Source organism: Lysinibacillus fusiformis (assembly GCF_016925635.1).
Classification (GTDB): Bacteria; Bacillota; Bacilli; order Bacillales_A; family Planococcaceae; genus Lysinibacillus; species Lysinibacillus fusiformis_F.
Window position 1 is genome coordinate 3,982,034 of record NZ_CP070490.1, and the last position, 14,478, is coordinate 3,996,511.

Below are 14,478 nucleotides of genomic sequence, written 5' to 3' on the forward strand. Positions count from 1 at the left end.
AGCTATAGTGAAATGTATTCATGCCATCATCGGGATAATCATCATTGTCGTAGGATGTGCCTTTCTCAGTACAACCATTGAGGAGGCGCCTGTTAGAAATGTGATGCTGAAAGTTTATGGAAGTTTCATTGTTTTTGTCGGGTCATTCTACCTCAAAAAAATTGCGAAATTTGGTAAGCAATAATCACTTTTACACAAGGATAGTCTAAATGAACTTATCGATTTGACCTATTTTTATGCTAAACTGTCCATATGGTTGTCATTTTAGTGAAAAAATATACTGTTATTTTCCTTTTTATAGAAGGTTTGCTATACTTTATGTCGAATATATCTATTGAAGAGGTGATGATATGGACAAGGAGATATCAAATAACTATCAATATCCTAAACACCTAACAAGCCATGATGGAATCGAAACGACAGAACTATATGTCATCAAGATAACAAAGGAACAAGTGGATAGGTTGATTGAGGATATCGATCAAACATTAAAGACGTCGACATGACGTCTTTTTTTCATAAAAAAAGGCCACCTTCCAAGAGAAAGTGACCTCAAAACAGGAGCGCTGTGGAAAGGCTAGATTTGCTTCACACTACTATTTATATGTAAAAGTAGTCTTGTTAGCTAGCCATTTGCCTGAAAGCATGCATTATGTACAACCTCAGTTTTTTTGACATGAAAAGGAGTAATTCAATGCCAAATAATCTCGTATGATGGTGGGCTGTCCGCCATTTTCAAGACATAGCTTACTAGCTATTTTAATTTCCTTCTGATTATAGTGAGATTGTGCACCAATCAAAAATATGCCTGACAGTATCAATAAAGTACCGATGCCCAAAACATATTTTATAACCCTTTTCACTCAACTTACCTCCATTTCAATATGTCTTTCCTCTTGTCTAACATATGATGGAGCAACAAAGTATTATGTTTAATTGACAATATGTATACGTTTGTATACAATGTATTTAAATCAACGTATACAAATGTATACAAAAAGGAGTGTTCGAATAATGAGAGGATCAGGATTTAGAGAGCATATGAGAGAGGGACATCACCGTGGAGGTCGTCACAGAGGCATGGAAGGCGCACCACAGCGAGGAGCGAAAACGTTCCGACGAGGTAAAGCGATATCGTTTCTAGAAATGCTGCATGTGAAGCGTGCAACCATTAAACAGCAATTAGAGCAGCCAGAGTTTCAATCCATTCAGCAAATTTTAGTAGGGGAATTAAAAGCCATCGACCTGGTTATCCAAGAATTTAGCCAGTTGTTTGATATTCAAGAAAATGAAACAAACGACATAGCGGACAGTCTACAAGAGGAAGAACATGCACATGAAACAAATGAATAATTATATCGATGAGGTATTTTATCAGCACGATGCCATGTTAGAGGATGTCATATCCTCTATTGTGGAAAACGGCATGCCTGCCATTTCGGTGTCCCCATCCTCAGGCAAGCTGTTAACAATGCTTGTGTCAATTACAGGAGCGAAGGCTATTTTAGAAATTGGTGCACTGGGTGGCTATAGTGGCATCTGCTTAGCAAGAGGGATCGAAGGAGAGGGCACATTGACCTCCCTAGAATTACAGGAGAACTATGCACAGCTAGCTGCTCAAAATCTTGCCAAGGCAGGCTTTGCCGAGCAAGTGACGTATAGGACTGGTCCTGCACTTGAGAACCTTGAAAATCTTGTAGCAGAAGGACAGCGTTTTGATTTCTTCTTCATTGATGCCGATAAGGATAACTATGAAAATTATTTAGCCTATTGCATTAAGCTGGCCAACCCTGGTGCATTCATTGTGGCAGATAATGTCCTTGCAGGGGGCAGTGTAGCAGACCCTGAGGCAGCATCAAAGCGCTATACAGCCATTATGAAAAAGTTCAATGTCACAGTGGCGAATCATCCACAGCTTGAATCCGTCCTTCTACCGATTGGGGATGGCATGACGGTTTCAAAAGTTAAAAAATAATGCATATCACAAATTAACTATTAATGGTAAAATATTGTTAGCAAACGATAAGGGAGAGATGCTTTTGAAGCAAGCACTAGTAGTCATTGATGCACAGCAAGAATTAATCGAGGGAAATCAGGATGAACAAGCCGTCTATCGCAAGGATGAATTGCTTGAGACAATCAATACCGTGATTCAGAAAGCTACCGAGGCAAACGCACATCTTATTTTTGTGCGTGATCAGGATGTAGCTGGTGGAGAAGGGGAGGGCTTTCAGGTACATCAAGCGATTCATGTACCACCGACAGCTGTCTATTTTGATAAACTGGCTACAAATGCTTTTTATAAGACAGGTTTACTCGATTATTTACAGGCCAATGCGGTAGAGCATTTGGTGATGATGGGCTGCAAAACTGAGCATTGCGTGGATACAGCAGTAAGAGCGGCAACTATTCATGGCTTTGATGTCACACTGGTGGGAGATGGCCATTCAACAAATGGTTCCCAATACTTATCACCAGAAGATACGGTTGCCCATCATAATGACATCCTGCACGGCCATTACAACGTGGATCATTTCTCACTGGTGCGAAACGCCGACGAAGCACTATTTGAACCTACACACAATAATTATCGCTAATAAAAAATGACCAAGAATCTAGGTTCTTGGTCATTTTTACATATAGAAGTGATTGAGCATCCATCCTATAACCGTACTCACGATACCGACTACTATCAAAACCAGCCCATGGGTTGGTGCTTGATAATCCTTTTTAAGTACGATCCCCATACAGATAGCCATGAGCCCACAAAAAGCTTGGAATAGGAGAAGGGCAAGCAAAACATTGACCCAACCGATGATTAAAAGTAATCGCTTACTATTATTTTCATGTACCATTTATTGTTCTCCTTCATCTTTTTTATGTAAGTAAAGGGCAAAACCTGACGCGCCGAGTAGTAGGATTGAAAAAATAATAGACATCATCGCTTGATAGACAATAGCGGTAATGAATAAAAGCAGTAAAATAATCAGCATAATGAAACGCAGTAGGATATTTGTTTTTTTACTAATCGTGAAAAAATCCTGTAGAATAATGAGTAAAAAGCTTACCCCGAATAGGAGAGCGTATTCAAGAATGAATAGAGGTTGCCCATTCGGTATACCAAAATGAAAGAATTTTGAAATGAATATAGGTATGAGTATGTATTTTATATACTTGTACCACTGGAAATGGCGATCCATGTTGCTGCCTCCAGCTCTATCGTAATTTTTACAAATATTGTAACAAAAATTAGGGTGCGATACAACGATCTTTTATCTTCATAGGGCCACTGTGCGAGCAGTGACCCTATGTATCAAGTCAGGAGGTGTAAGGCTAAAATTAGCTTTACACTATTATATGTATGAGAAAGTAGCTTCGAAAGTTAGTTATTTGCCTGTTCGATAGATTATTTTTTGAAAGGCGACTAAATGGTGCACCAATTGTCGGATGGAAGGGGGCTATTCCTGCTAAAGTAGTGATAAGGAAGGTGATAGAAGTGGATTCTTTAACAAGGTTGAATGAGGCGATTGCGTATATCGAGGCCAATCTAACGGAGGAAATTGATGTGCAAGAGGCTGCGAGATTAGCTTATTGCTCGGAATATCATTTTAAACGAATGTTTTCTTTTCTAGCAGGCATCTCGCTATCAGAGTATATTCGTCGTAGGCGCTTGACACTTGCTGCACTGGAACTGTCGGATTCATCTATGAGAATTCTCGATATCGCGATTCGCTATGGCTATCGCTCTGCAGATGCATTTACAAGAGCCTTTCAGCAAATGCATGGCATCACCCCATCAGAGGCGAGGCAAAGTGGTCAACACTTAAAAGCTTTCCCACGGATGACCTTCCAACTTACTATACAAGGAGGTTGTGAAATGAATTACCGACTCGAACAAAAAGAAGCGTTTCACATCGTGGGTCTTATGAAAAGAGTACCCATCGTTTTTCAAGGAGAAAATCCAGCAATAACCGAAATGACACGTTCATTAACAATGGAGGATATTGCGCAACTAAAAAAGCTATCTAATGTAGAACCAAAAGGAATCATCCAAGCCTCCGCCAACTTTTCCGAGGGCAGAATGGAGGAGAAGGGTGAGCTTGATCATTATATCGGCGTGGCCACAACAGAAACGTCTCACCATTTCACACAGTTGGATGTACCCGCTTGTACGTGGGCGGTCTTTGAAGCGGTCGGGCCATTTCCGCAAACACTGCAGGAAACATGGGGTCGCATCTATGCCGAATGGTTCCCATCTTCTGGCTATGAACAGATTGCTGGTCCAGAAATCGTGCACCATGCAAGCACCGATTTTTCCTCACCAACCTTTACTAGTGAAATCTGGATTCCTCTTCAGAAAAAAGAGCCTCTTGCGTAATGCGAGAGGCTTTTACTGTATTTTCGTTCCATTTGGCAGCTGCTGATCGGGCGTTAACAGGATCACATCACCCTCCACAGGCACGCCACCAATGACAAGCACCTCTGACTTAAAACCAGCAACCCGACGCGGTGGGAAATTAACAATCGCTACAACTTGCTTTCCAATAATGATTTCGGGTGTATAACGCTTCGTAATTTGTGCAGAAGACTGTTTAATGCCCAGCTCTTCACCGAAATCAATTTTCATTTTAATCGCAGGAACCCGAGCCTTTGGTAGTGCCTCTGTCTCTAATACCGTACCAATTCGTATATCAAGTGCTGTAAAATCTTCTATTGTCGCCATTTTTGTACTCCTTCAGCTTTTATGACAATGTTAGCATTTAATAGAAAAAAATACAAAAAAAGAAGAGCACATAGCGTGCCCTTCTCTCGTTAACGACGATGCTCTACCAGGTCAATCGCACCTAACACAATGTGCGCTAAGCCAAAGCCAAAAATCGTATTGGCCACCATTTTGTTAGAGCCATGTTTTTGCTTCATTGCATAGCCTGCCGCCGTAACAGCTGACCCGAGTATAGTGGGGATTAAACCTTCACGAATTCCATTCATAAATTGATCCCTCCGTCGTATGATTCGGCGTGAGCTCCACACCATACTTACTATGAACGTTTGGCGAGCATACTATACTAGGCATCAACCGTATCAATCATAAAAGCAGTGATCTCTGTTTGATCTGCATTTGTATAAGCCTTGCAAAAAAGAATCACGGCACTTTCTTCATCATCAAACCATAAATAGCGAATCTCTGATATAAAGCAACTTTGGTCATCCATTTCATACACATCAATATCTACAGATGCTTCATCCAGTGGCCATGTTAAGGTACCTTGCAAGGCGAAAACCTCTTGCAGAAAAATAGTGGTTTCCTCTGTTAATATCTTCTCTTGTTGAAGTTTTTCATAGTTATTATGTACTAAATCATCTAATGTATTTTTCGTTAATGCTCTTATTTGATCTTTTATTTGCATAACCGCCCTTCTTATAGCTAGTTTAATGAAAAGGAAAAATTCTGTAAAGGTAAATGGGAGTTTAATGAAACGAAAAAGAGCATCAGCCGTATAATAAAATAAGGGGGGCTGAAAATGAAGTATATAGGCATTGGAACCATCTTGTCCATTCTAGGTGTTATATGCTCCATCCTCATATGGGGGAAGGAGGAAGCGCATTTGCTTTCAGGTTTACTAGGCGGAATTTTCATCGTTTCTGCCATGTTAATGTCAGGAGCCATAGCAAGCGGAGATAGAATGCGTGCCAATTTAGCAACAGAAACAAAAGAAGACAGAAACGAACGCAATCACCTGATGAATAACGCTTTACTATTAGCAATACCAAACATTATTGTCGCCATCTTTGCTTATTATCTATGAAGTGACATTAAGAACAATCCACTCTGAGAGATTGTATCGATCAAAATAAGCGTTCTAACCGTCAGATCTAGAATTATATACAGCAGTTTATACGTTCTAACCGCTACATTTTGAACTGTATCCAGCAACTAAGAGGAGCAATTCATTCTGAGCAATTCTATCCATCAAAATCAGCAGTGTATCCACCAGTTTAGAAGAACAAACCATTTTGAACAATTCTATCCATAAGAATAAGCATCCTAACCGCTACATTTAGAATGGTATCCACCAGTTAAGAGGAGCAATCCATTCTGAGCAATTCTATCCGTCAAAATAAGTATTGTATCCGTCAGAATAAGCATGCTAACCGCTACATTTAGGATTGTATCCAGCAATTAAGAGGAGCAATCGATTCTAAGCAATTGTATCCTTCAAACTAAGCAGTGTATCCGTCAGAATAAGCGTTCTAACCGCTACATTTTGAATTATATCCACCAGTTTAGAAGAACAAACCATTTTGAACAATTCTATCCATCAGAATAATCATCCTAACCGCTACATTTAGGATGGTATCCAGCAATTAAGAGGAGCAATCGATTCTGAGTAATTCTATCCGTCAAAATCAGCAGTGTATCCGCCAGAATAAGCGTTCTAACCGCTACATTTAGGATTGTATCCACCAATTAAGAGGAGCAATCCATTCGGAGAATTCTATCCGTCAAAATAAGTATTGTATCCGCCAGAATAATCATCCTAACCGCTACATTTTGAATTATATCCACCAGTTTAGAAGAACAATCCATTCTAAGCAATGGTATCCACCAATTAGAATCAACAATCCATTCCAAGCAATTCTATCCATTAGAAATCACGTTCTATCTACCACATTTAGAATCACACCCACCACATTCTACAGGCTATCCACCAGTCATTACATATAAAATTCATAAAAAGTGTCACATCTACCCTAGGTGTGGCTTTTTTTAATGCATTTAATAGGGAGGAGTACATTTGCAATAGAGAGGTGGTACTATGCAATTAACAGATGGTACACGGACATTTGAAACGGACATCATTGATGAGGCGGCCAAAAAGAAGGAGCGTGATGAGCAGGAGCGGGAGATGCTCAATGCCTTTGCTCGCTATGCTTACCTGCGATACAAGCAAATACGAGATAAAGTAAATCCACGAAAATGCAAATATATGTATATGCATCAGGTACGCCAGCAATTAGCATTACCAGCTAGACTACAACGTGTTTGTAAGCTGCTTTCGATGACGGAAGAGGAAGTGCTGTACATTGTAGAATTTGTGCGGAAGTATTTGAAATACGTCAAATAAGCCTCATCTCCATAGATGGGGTTTTTTTACATAATTTCTAGGGAGAATTGTTTCTCAACACTCGCTCCATATAGTATGATGAACGTGTATAAAGGAGTGAGCGTAGTTGAGATTCATTAAATTTCTAGTGGTGATCGTTATTTTCCTTGGTGTAGTGGGGTATGGTGTGCTGCATTTCGGCACAAAATTTGTCTCTGAAAAAATTGTAGATACCTTGTCTACCGAATTAGAAAATAGCGGACAAAAGGAAGAAATCAAAAATACCATTGAAAATGATCCACAATTAAAAGCCTATATGGAAGAGGCGAAAACGGTCGATAGTAGTACACTACCGTTTACGACGAAAGAAGAGGCAACGACAGTATTAATTCAAAAAGTGGGCATTACGGATTTGAACGACATGCGTGTGAAATTGCAGGACGGCTCGATGACACAGGAAGAAGCCCTGCAAATGGTGGAAGGCAAATTATCCGATGAAGAGATTGCCGCATTAAAAGTCATCGTCTATAAAGAGCTTTATGAATAAAATGGGGCAGCAGCAAACGTTAGCTTCTGCTTCCACTACCCATCACTATCCAAATCTCGAACATTATTCACTTTTCACCTGCTTGTAAGGGCATGCTGTCATGGCATGTCCTTTTTTTATGTCCCTTTTTTTCAAAATTTTCTTTATATAGTTAGAAAGGATATCAGATGGAAAGAGGGATCATGATGATTTATCGAGTAGTCAAAAAGCAGAATTTTGTTGTGCTGGATAAGGCATTTTTAAATGATGGTCAATTGAGCTGGAAAGCTAAGGGCCTGCTTGCCTATATGCTGTCCTTACCAGATGATTGGCACTTTCGTCTTGCCGATTTAGCCACACGTAGTAAATGTGGACGGGAGGCGACAGCCAGCATTCTAGCTGAACTCATAGAGGCGGGCTATCTTCAAAAAGTGCAGAAGAGAGCAAAGGATGGCAAGTTCGGTAAGGTGGAATTTTTCGTGTATGAAGCTCCCAAACGTGCGGCCATGCCGTCAACGGCTACACCATCAACGGAAAAGCCCACACTACTAAATAATGAATTACTAAATAAGCAATTACTAAAAGATAGAGATGATAAGCAGTCTACTACCACTGCCTACCATTTTTTCGAGCAACAGGGCTTTGGCACACTAACAGCCTATATTACTAGCAAAATACGTCATTGGCTCACTATTTTTTCGGAGGAAATGGTCATACATGCGATGAAGCTAGCGGTGGAGCACAATGTTCTACGCTGGCGGTATGTAGAAAAAATTTTACAAAATTGGTGTGATCAGAACATAAAGAGCCTTGCAGATATTGCGATAGAGCAACAGCGTTTTCAAGCACGCAAGCAACAAGTGTCACCACCTTATAAGGGCAGACGGCAGGAGATCATTCCGAAGTGGTTTCATCAGCGTTATGAGGAGGAACCAACATCGCAACCAACGATGGATTTTGAAGCGGAACGGCAAAAAATATTAGCCCTCTTACGGAACGAATAAATTCTCCGCATACCATAAAGGTTTCATCGAAGAAAAGTTATCATGATCCTGTAAAATGATATGAATTCTTGCCAACGCATCGTCAAAGGATTGTGGATCATATTGGCGTGTCCAAACAATGGTTGAAAAGACAGTCATCGCGGCATAGAGGGCATACAGCCGCCAAAACATATCGTCTGGTGCAGATGAAAAATAGCCATCGATTTGTCCGATACAGAAGGGGATACTATGTCTCCTATTAAACAAGGCAAGATTATAAAAGTCATGATAAGGATCACCTACATCGTAGCCATTAAAATCAATAACCCCATTGTAAGTATGGCCCTTACAAATAATGTGACCAAGGTGGAAATCATCATGAAGCAGGGTAATGGGACGTTGCTTTAACAGTGGCAAGTGCGTTTCAATAAAGTGCAATAGTTTAGCTTCTTGCGGAAGTTGATAGGAGTCTAGCTGATATGCCCTAAGATAAGCAGAGAATTTTTTAAGCTGTGCTGTCTCCCAATGGATTATTTGTGGGGGGCTCACTTGATGTATTTTTCTCAATTCCTCCCCAGCCGCAAGACCGAGATGAAATTGCTCTGCGTCAGTAAAATCCTGCATGACTTCATCCGCTGGCGTGCCTTCTAAAAAGCTAACGACCATTGCGGATACGTTGGCTTCCTGAAACAGGGTATATTCTACGGCTTTATGCGTTCTTACACCCTGTTTTGCTAAGTCTTGGAGCAAAGAAAACTCTTTTGCACGTTTGTCATGATGCACTAGGTCTGCTATACGCACCATATAGCGCATTTCACCAACTGTTACGAGATACTTACTATCAGGTGAATAGCCTTTATTAATTTTAACTAGTTCCGTAAAGCCATGTAAGCTTGGTAATTGACGAATCATCTCTATTGCCTGCACATTATCTTTCCTCACTTTCAATATTTTAGAAGATCAAAAATACTACAGAAAACAATACTTTGTCAATGCTTGGAATCAAGAAAAGAGGTTATAAAATCATATTGAAAAAATAGTAAAAGAGCACAACTAACTAGAAATCACTTTTGTGTGAGCATTTACTAATAGTAAGTGGATGTCATTGTGACATTCACACTTCATAGCTTCGAGGAAAGAGAGGTGAAACAATAACAGCTAGTGAAGTAATGCCGTAAGAAACACTCTCTTACCAACGGTTGATTTTCCCTAACTACCGCAAATAGCAGAAAAGCATCACATAGCGTCAGTCGCTAAAAAAATAATAGGAAAGGACGGTGCAGCATGAGTTATGTTATTGAAAAACAGTTGATGTCAGGGTTACCGAATCAGGCGCTAACGGCAGTAAAATACGTTGTGGCCCATGAATCAGGTAATGGCAACAATACAGGCCCAAAAGCATTGGAAAACGAAATTGCCTATATGAATCGAAATAAAGCCAATGCCTTCGTCTCTCACTGGGTGGGCGGTGGTGGACGAATCGTACAAGTAGCCCCTGTGAATCGCGTGCAATATGGCTGTGGTCCAAAGGGAAATCCGTATAGCTATGCCCAGGTGGAATTGGCACGGACTGCTGACAAGGAACAATTTAAGAAGGATTATGCCGCTTATATTTGGCTGTTACGTAAGCTTGCCATAGAGGCAGGGGTTCCTACTGTTTTAGATGGCAACGGTAATGGCATTAAGTCACATCGATGGATTGCGGAAAATCTAGGAGGCACTACACACAAAGATCCTTTTGACTATTTAAAAAGTATGGGGATTACAGAAGCACAGTTCCAGCAAGATATTAAAAATGGGCTTGAGGAGGGATTAACAGTGTCGCAATACAATGAGCTAAAACAAGAGATCGAGACGTTAAAAAGCTTACTAGCTGAAAAAGCTAGTTTACAAACAAGCAGAGAGGTAGGCGCAGCCCATAAAGAGGCTTGGGAATGGGCCGCTAACGAAGGCATTATCCGAGGCGATGGAAGTAAGAACATGAATCCAGCAGGCGCCTTGACACGGGAGCAAATGGCGACCATGCTGAAGCGCTATTACGACAAATTTATAGTCAACTAATTGTACTGGATAAGGCTCAACTATCATCATGAGCTTTATCCTTTTTCTTTGAATAAAGGTTTTTTCAAACTTTTGTCGAATGTAGTAGAAGAGAGGAGGGGTTTTGATGTTAACAAAAATAAGAAAAGTAAAATTTGAACAAGAAAGAAAAAATCCATTATACCAGGTGGTGATGGAATGTCCAGATGGTAAGCAACTCTATGTAAAATTTGATTATACGTATAAAACAAAGAATTTCTGGCCATTGGAAGTGAATTATAATAAAAAGAACTATGGTGCTAAGCTCGCATGGTATACAAATGAAGTCGAAAATATGACAGTGGCTTTATTTTTAGCAACAATTGCTAGCAAAATCAACAAGAAGTATGATTTTAACTTTAAGTAAAAATAAAAAAAGCAGCACCTTATAGGAGCATACTGCTTATAGCCTGTCCATTAATTTGTCGAGATATAGACAACGAGTGCTGCCTCATCAAATGATACATTTGCGCCGAGTGCTTGACTGACAAAGCGTAAAGGCACCATTGTTGTTCCTTGATAAATTTCAGCTGGATGGCTGAGTGTAATCGTTGATGAAGCACCATTTGCATCAACATAAGCCGTCTTATTCCCCACACCGATCACAATTTTTTTACTGTCCTTTGTTGCCGTCACTTTTTTCGTTGCACTATCATAGCTAACCGTTGCCCCAAGAGATTCAAAAATCGCCTTCATCGGCACTAAGGTTGTGCCATTTTTCATATAAGCGCCAGGCGTATAATTTTGCTTCACGTCATTTAAATAGACAGCAACCTTCGTTAATACGGGTGCTACCGTTGCCTTAGGTGTCGGCGTAGCATGACTTTGACCGCCTGAGGAAGACCCTGCATTATTGCCACCATTGCCATTATGATAATGATAGCCTGAACAAAGCCCTTTAGCCTTTGATTTGTCAGAACAGTTGTGACCACCATTGCCATCTAAACGCCCTGGATGTGCGCTTGCAATAGAGGCTGTGGTGAAAAATAACGTAAACATCGCCATCAACAAAACCAATTTCTTCATATAAATCCTCCTATTTATAAAATATGTAATTATTATACTGTTAAAAAGTGAATTTTGATATGTTTTTATAGGAAATTAGTTTTAGCGGATACTTTCGATACAATGAAAGGCACTAACAGTCAAGACTGGTTAGTGCCTTCTTAGTGTTGAAAAACAAAACAGTCAATTGAAAGGTAGAAATGGATTCCCGTTGCAGGCTACTTGCTTTCCTGTGGGCGAGCGCCGAGCCGCTTCCTCTGCTACCGCTCCGTTTAGAGGCTCGCCTGTCTCGCTATCCCACGGGAGTCAAGTAGCCTTCCACTCCAATCCATAAAAGTGTTACCTTTTTAGCAAAGGTTTTCAAATAAAGTGGAGGTGTTCTCACGCATCACTTCTCCACATTGAAAATAAAAGCTTATCTCCTCTAAGAATACAGATAATGGGCTGTTTGATCGCTGCTATGAAAAAAGTAAAGACACTTTGCAGCATAGTTGATTGGAGTGGAGCCAGCTCACTCCTAGGGGATTTAGCGTCACTGAGGAGACCCTGGAGCGAACGCAGTGAGTGAAGCGGCTCCTCGGACGCCCCCTGGAAAGGACGCTGGCGGAACGGAAATCAACCCCTCGCCTTGCCAAGTTGCTTTTTCTGCCGTTGACATCATCTTTTTTCAACAACGTGAAGGCACTAACAGTCCAGACTGGTTAGTGCCTTTTGGTTATACCGTTAATTCATTTTCACACTGAAGATCCATGGCCTTTTGTAGCAGCCGATGCAGAACGGCTGCAAAGGTTGCAATCGTACTGGAGGCAAAGATGCTGATCAGTGACAGCGTAATAATTCCTGTAATATCTTCCTTGCCAGTAAACATCAACATAATCGCTGCAATGCCTAGCACAAGGAAGAGAACAATGGTGAAAGCACAATTTTTGATCGTTCTCAAAGCGCGTATAGAGGATTCGGAGAACGCTTGATGCTGGTCGATATTCGTTAATAGACGATAAGCTTGATACAACGCAGCGTAATAGGGAATGCATAGTGTATATACATAGATTAAAAAAAGATAGGACAAATAGGACGATTCAGGATGTGCCGCTGCATCTCTGCTGGCCACCCCAGGTAACCAAAACAGCCCTAACGCTAATACAGGTATACCAAATAGAATAATCACACTCTTTAGGAAAAGAGTTGACCCTTTTTTATGTTTCATTCAAAGCACCTCACTGGTTATGGTACATTGATTTTAAAACAAAATTTATCGTTTATCAATAAAAATATATTATAAATCATTTGTTTTTTATCTAAAAAAGACATCCATCCTTGTGGGATAGATGCCTTTTAAGTGTGCTGATTAACATCTTACATATTTACGTTTAAAGCCCACTCTACCTCGTTCTACTTCCTTTTGAATTGTTTCATAAGCATGAAGCAGCGTGCTTTTTTTGTTGTCTCGTTTCATTTCCACTGGACCAATTGCCTGTGCTGTTGCTACAGCTTGTTCGTGGAGCGGCACATAGGAAATAGCCACTGTGTATAGAAAATTATTCATGGCTGATTTTGTACGTTCGGGTACGTCGTGGATGGTATTTTTTACAACTTCCAGCATGTTAGCCAGCTTGCTCTCGGAAAATTCGCTATCCTTGCGATTCCCTAATAGCCAGCAATAGCAGCTCCAGCCCGCAGACATTTTCAGCTCCTCACCACTGGCAATCCATGCATCTGCCACCTCCTGTGCAATCGGTGCTTCCGCTAAAGTGACCGCTACGACATAATCCGACAGCATGTAAAAATAAGCTGCCTCGATCCAACGATTAAAATCTTCCACAGTCATGGCTTTTGGATCTGCAATGACACCAGCAAAGTACATGGCATCATAGTTGCCAGTGGCATAAAGCGCTTCTGCTAGAGCCTGATCGATTTTAATTTTCTTCGCAATGGGCTTCATCGCACCTGTTGCCACACCAAACAACGGCTCATTTGCGCCATTTGACATATATATTTTCTTCGTCCGTTCCTTGCCTAGAGCCTCTAGCTCCTGCAGCACCATTTCAGCATTCATAGTAGCACTTCCTTTTCTTTAATCGATTGCCTTGAGACAGTTAGTATTATTTATGCCATATAGCGTTTTCGTTCCTTCTAAGTGGTCACTTAAGAACCGATCCACCATTTGAATAAGCTCTTCAACGGAAAAATCAAGCTCGCCCTGTAGCCAGCTAATGGTTACAGCCGTAATGGAGACGGTGAAAAAATGGGTCACAAAACTCATATATTTTTTCTCCACCTCTTGGCACATTTCCGCAATTTGCTTCACGAAGTCTTCAATAATGCTATATATTTCTTGATGGAAAAAGCGATTAAAATGCTCATGACCCATGGAATTAATAGCATTAAGCGCAAACGCTCGATTTTTCTCTAAGTATAATACTATATCTCGAAAGCCTTCTTGCCAAAGGCTTTCATCCTTATAATCATCCAGCAACTCAATTGCCTCTCGCTCTAATGTCCACTTCAATAAATCATAAATATCCTCAAAGTGATAGTAAAACGTCTGTCGATTCAATTGTGCTTTCTCCATGACTTCCTGTATCGATATCTTTTCTAATGGCTTAAGGACCATTAAGTCTTTTAAGACACTGGCTAATTGCCTTTTTGTTTTTTCACTTTTTTTCATATGGATCACCTTTTTTACAATTTTGCATTTTTGTCTGAATTTTTACAGATCACATCATCTGTCTATATCTTGCTCTTCCTTTCTTGATATACAGTATAGTCAGTTCTAATT

Annotated in this window: 23 protein-coding genes; 12 read left to right on the plus strand and 11 right to left on the minus strand. The window is 40.4% G+C overall.

The features are described 5' to 3' along the window. Positions 1 to 7: 7 nt before the first annotated feature. Both JTI58_RS19370 and JTI58_RS19375 read left to right on the plus strand, forming a co-directional pair. The gene (locus JTI58_RS19370) at positions 8 to 184 is read left to right on the plus strand and encodes a hypothetical protein (protein ID WP_205443095.1); all 177 of its coding nucleotides are present in this window, start codon (positions 8 to 10) and stop codon (positions 182 to 184) included. A gap of 166 nt (positions 185 to 350) precedes the next feature. Further along, positions 351 to 506 carry a hypothetical protein gene (locus JTI58_RS19375; protein WP_205443096.1) on the plus strand — a complete coding sequence of 52 codons (156 nt, stop codon included), beginning with the start codon at positions 351 to 353 and terminating at the stop codon, positions 504 to 506. 156 nt (positions 507 to 662) lie between these two features. Here JTI58_RS19375 and JTI58_RS19380 read toward each other — a convergent pair whose 3' ends face one another. Further along, on the minus strand, positions 663 to 863 hold the full coding sequence (locus JTI58_RS19380; RefSeq protein ID WP_016993987.1) for a hypothetical protein: 201 nt from the start codon (positions 861 to 863) through the stop codon (positions 663 to 665). A gap of 151 nt (positions 864 to 1,014) precedes the next feature. Here JTI58_RS19380 and JTI58_RS19385 point away from each other — a divergent pair, with 151 nt between their 5' ends. From JTI58_RS19385 to JTI58_RS19395, 3 genes are all read left to right on the plus strand, one after another. After that, positions 1,015 to 1,353 carry a hypothetical protein gene (locus tag JTI58_RS19385; protein ID WP_243456140.1) on the plus strand — a complete coding sequence of 113 codons (339 nt, stop codon included), beginning with the start codon at positions 1,015 to 1,017 and terminating at the stop codon, positions 1,351 to 1,353. Further along, entirely contained in the window at positions 1,337 to 1,975 is a 639-nt protein-coding gene (locus tag JTI58_RS19390; RefSeq protein ID WP_205443098.1) for an O-methyltransferase, read from the plus strand. Before JTI58_RS19385 ends, JTI58_RS19390 begins: the two co-directional genes overlap by 17 nt. Positions 1,976 to 2,039: 64 nt before the next feature. Next, positions 2,040 to 2,597: an isochorismatase family protein gene (locus JTI58_RS19395; protein WP_205443099.1), complete on the plus strand. Its 558-nt coding sequence runs from the start codon at positions 2,040 to 2,042 to the stop codon at positions 2,595 to 2,597. A 36-nt stretch (positions 2,598 to 2,633) separates the two neighbouring features. On the opposite strand, the gene JTI58_RS19400 is transcribed toward JTI58_RS19395, so the two are convergent. After that, a complete protein-coding gene (locus JTI58_RS19400) occupies positions 2,634 to 2,855 on the minus strand; it encodes a hypothetical protein (RefSeq protein WP_205443100.1) in 222 nt (73 codons plus the stop codon). Beyond that, positions 2,856 to 3,200 (minus strand): hypothetical protein, encoded by a 345-nt coding sequence (locus JTI58_RS19405; RefSeq protein ID WP_205443102.1) that lies wholly within the window; start codon positions 3,198 to 3,200, stop codon positions 2,856 to 2,858. A 296-nt stretch (positions 3,201 to 3,496) separates the two neighbouring features. Here JTI58_RS19405 and JTI58_RS19410 point away from each other — a divergent pair, with 296 nt between their 5' ends. After that, a complete protein-coding gene (locus tag JTI58_RS19410; protein WP_205443103.1) occupies positions 3,497 to 4,378 on the plus strand; it encodes an AraC family transcriptional regulator in 882 nt (293 codons plus the stop codon). A gap of 12 nt (positions 4,379 to 4,390) precedes the next feature. On the opposite strand, the gene csaA is transcribed toward JTI58_RS19410, so the two are convergent. The 3 genes from csaA to JTI58_RS19425 form a co-directional block, all read right to left on the minus strand. Next, positions 4,391 to 4,723 (minus strand): chaperone CsaA, encoded by a 333-nt coding sequence (gene csaA, locus JTI58_RS19415; RefSeq protein WP_205443105.1) that lies wholly within the window; start codon positions 4,721 to 4,723, stop codon positions 4,391 to 4,393. An 89-nt stretch (positions 4,724 to 4,812) separates the two neighbouring features. Continuing rightward, positions 4,813 to 4,989 carry a hypothetical protein gene (locus tag JTI58_RS19420; RefSeq protein ID WP_004228639.1) on the minus strand — a complete coding sequence of 59 codons (177 nt, stop codon included), beginning with the start codon at positions 4,987 to 4,989 and terminating at the stop codon, positions 4,813 to 4,815. Positions 4,990 to 5,066: 77 nt separating this feature from the next. After that, complete coding sequence (locus JTI58_RS19425) at positions 5,067 to 5,408, minus strand: DUF7668 domain-containing protein (RefSeq protein WP_205443106.1); 342 nt, start codon at positions 5,406 to 5,408, stop codon at positions 5,067 to 5,069. Positions 5,409 to 5,522: 114 nt separating this feature from the next. Here JTI58_RS19425 and JTI58_RS19430 point away from each other — a divergent pair, with 114 nt between their 5' ends. The 4 genes from JTI58_RS19430 to JTI58_RS19445 all read left to right on the plus strand — a co-directional run bounded on the left by JTI58_RS19430 (position 5,523) and on the right by JTI58_RS19445 (position 8,636). Further along, entirely contained in the window at positions 5,523 to 5,807 is a 285-nt protein-coding gene (locus JTI58_RS19430; RefSeq protein WP_205443107.1) for a DUF5316 domain-containing protein, read from the plus strand. 1,011 nt (positions 5,808 to 6,818) lie between these two features. Beyond that, positions 6,819 to 7,127, plus strand: coding sequence for a hypothetical protein (locus tag JTI58_RS19435; protein WP_205443108.1), 309 nt, complete (start codon positions 6,819 to 6,821; stop codon positions 7,125 to 7,127). A gap of 106 nt (positions 7,128 to 7,233) precedes the next feature. Next, positions 7,234 to 7,653, plus strand: coding sequence for a hypothetical protein (locus tag JTI58_RS19440; RefSeq protein ID WP_205443109.1), 420 nt, complete (start codon positions 7,234 to 7,236; stop codon positions 7,651 to 7,653). A 185-nt stretch (positions 7,654 to 7,838) separates the two neighbouring features. Continuing rightward, entirely contained in the window at positions 7,839 to 8,636 is a 798-nt protein-coding gene (locus JTI58_RS19445; RefSeq protein WP_205443110.1) for a DnaD domain protein, read from the plus strand. Here the strand turns inward: JTI58_RS19445 and JTI58_RS19450 are convergent. After that, the gene (locus JTI58_RS19450) at positions 8,622 to 9,542 is read right to left on the minus strand and encodes a phosphotransferase family protein (protein ID WP_205443111.1); all 921 of its coding nucleotides are present in this window, start codon (positions 9,540 to 9,542) and stop codon (positions 8,622 to 8,624) included. The two genes, JTI58_RS19445 and JTI58_RS19450, sit on opposite strands and share 15 nt — an antisense overlap. A 357-nt stretch (positions 9,543 to 9,899) precedes the next feature. On the opposite strand from JTI58_RS19450, the gene JTI58_RS19455 reads away from it, so the two are divergent. Together JTI58_RS19455 and JTI58_RS19460 are read left to right on the plus strand one after the other, a co-directional pair. After that, complete coding sequence (locus JTI58_RS19455) at positions 9,900 to 10,676, plus strand: N-acetylmuramoyl-L-alanine amidase (protein ID WP_205443112.1); 777 nt, start codon at positions 9,900 to 9,902, stop codon at positions 10,674 to 10,676. Positions 10,677 to 10,782: 106 nt separating this feature from the next. Beyond that, positions 10,783 to 11,061, plus strand: a complete 279-nt coding sequence (locus tag JTI58_RS19460; RefSeq protein WP_205443114.1) for a hypothetical protein — start codon at positions 10,783 to 10,785, stop codon at positions 11,059 to 11,061. A gap of 50 nt (positions 11,062 to 11,111) precedes the next feature. Here the strand turns inward: JTI58_RS19460 and JTI58_RS19465 are convergent, their stop codons facing one another. The 4 genes from JTI58_RS19465 to JTI58_RS19480 form a co-directional block, all read right to left on the minus strand. Continuing rightward, positions 11,112 to 11,720: a copper amine oxidase N-terminal domain-containing protein gene (locus tag JTI58_RS19465; RefSeq protein ID WP_205443115.1), complete on the minus strand. Its 609-nt coding sequence runs from the start codon at positions 11,718 to 11,720 to the stop codon at positions 11,112 to 11,114. 694 nt (positions 11,721 to 12,414) lie between these two features. Then, complete coding sequence (locus JTI58_RS19470) at positions 12,415 to 12,906, minus strand: DUF2975 domain-containing protein (protein ID WP_205443116.1); 492 nt, start codon at positions 12,904 to 12,906, stop codon at positions 12,415 to 12,417. A 141-nt stretch (positions 12,907 to 13,047) separates the two neighbouring features. Then, positions 13,048 to 13,755, minus strand: a complete 708-nt coding sequence (locus JTI58_RS19475) for a DNA alkylation repair protein (protein WP_205443118.1) — start codon at positions 13,753 to 13,755, stop codon at positions 13,048 to 13,050. Positions 13,756 to 13,773: 18 nt separating this feature from the next. Continuing rightward, positions 13,774 to 14,367, minus strand: a complete 594-nt coding sequence (locus JTI58_RS19480) for a TetR/AcrR family transcriptional regulator C-terminal domain-containing protein (RefSeq protein WP_205443119.1) — start codon at positions 14,365 to 14,367, stop codon at positions 13,774 to 13,776. Positions 14,368 to 14,478: the final 111 nt, after the last annotated feature.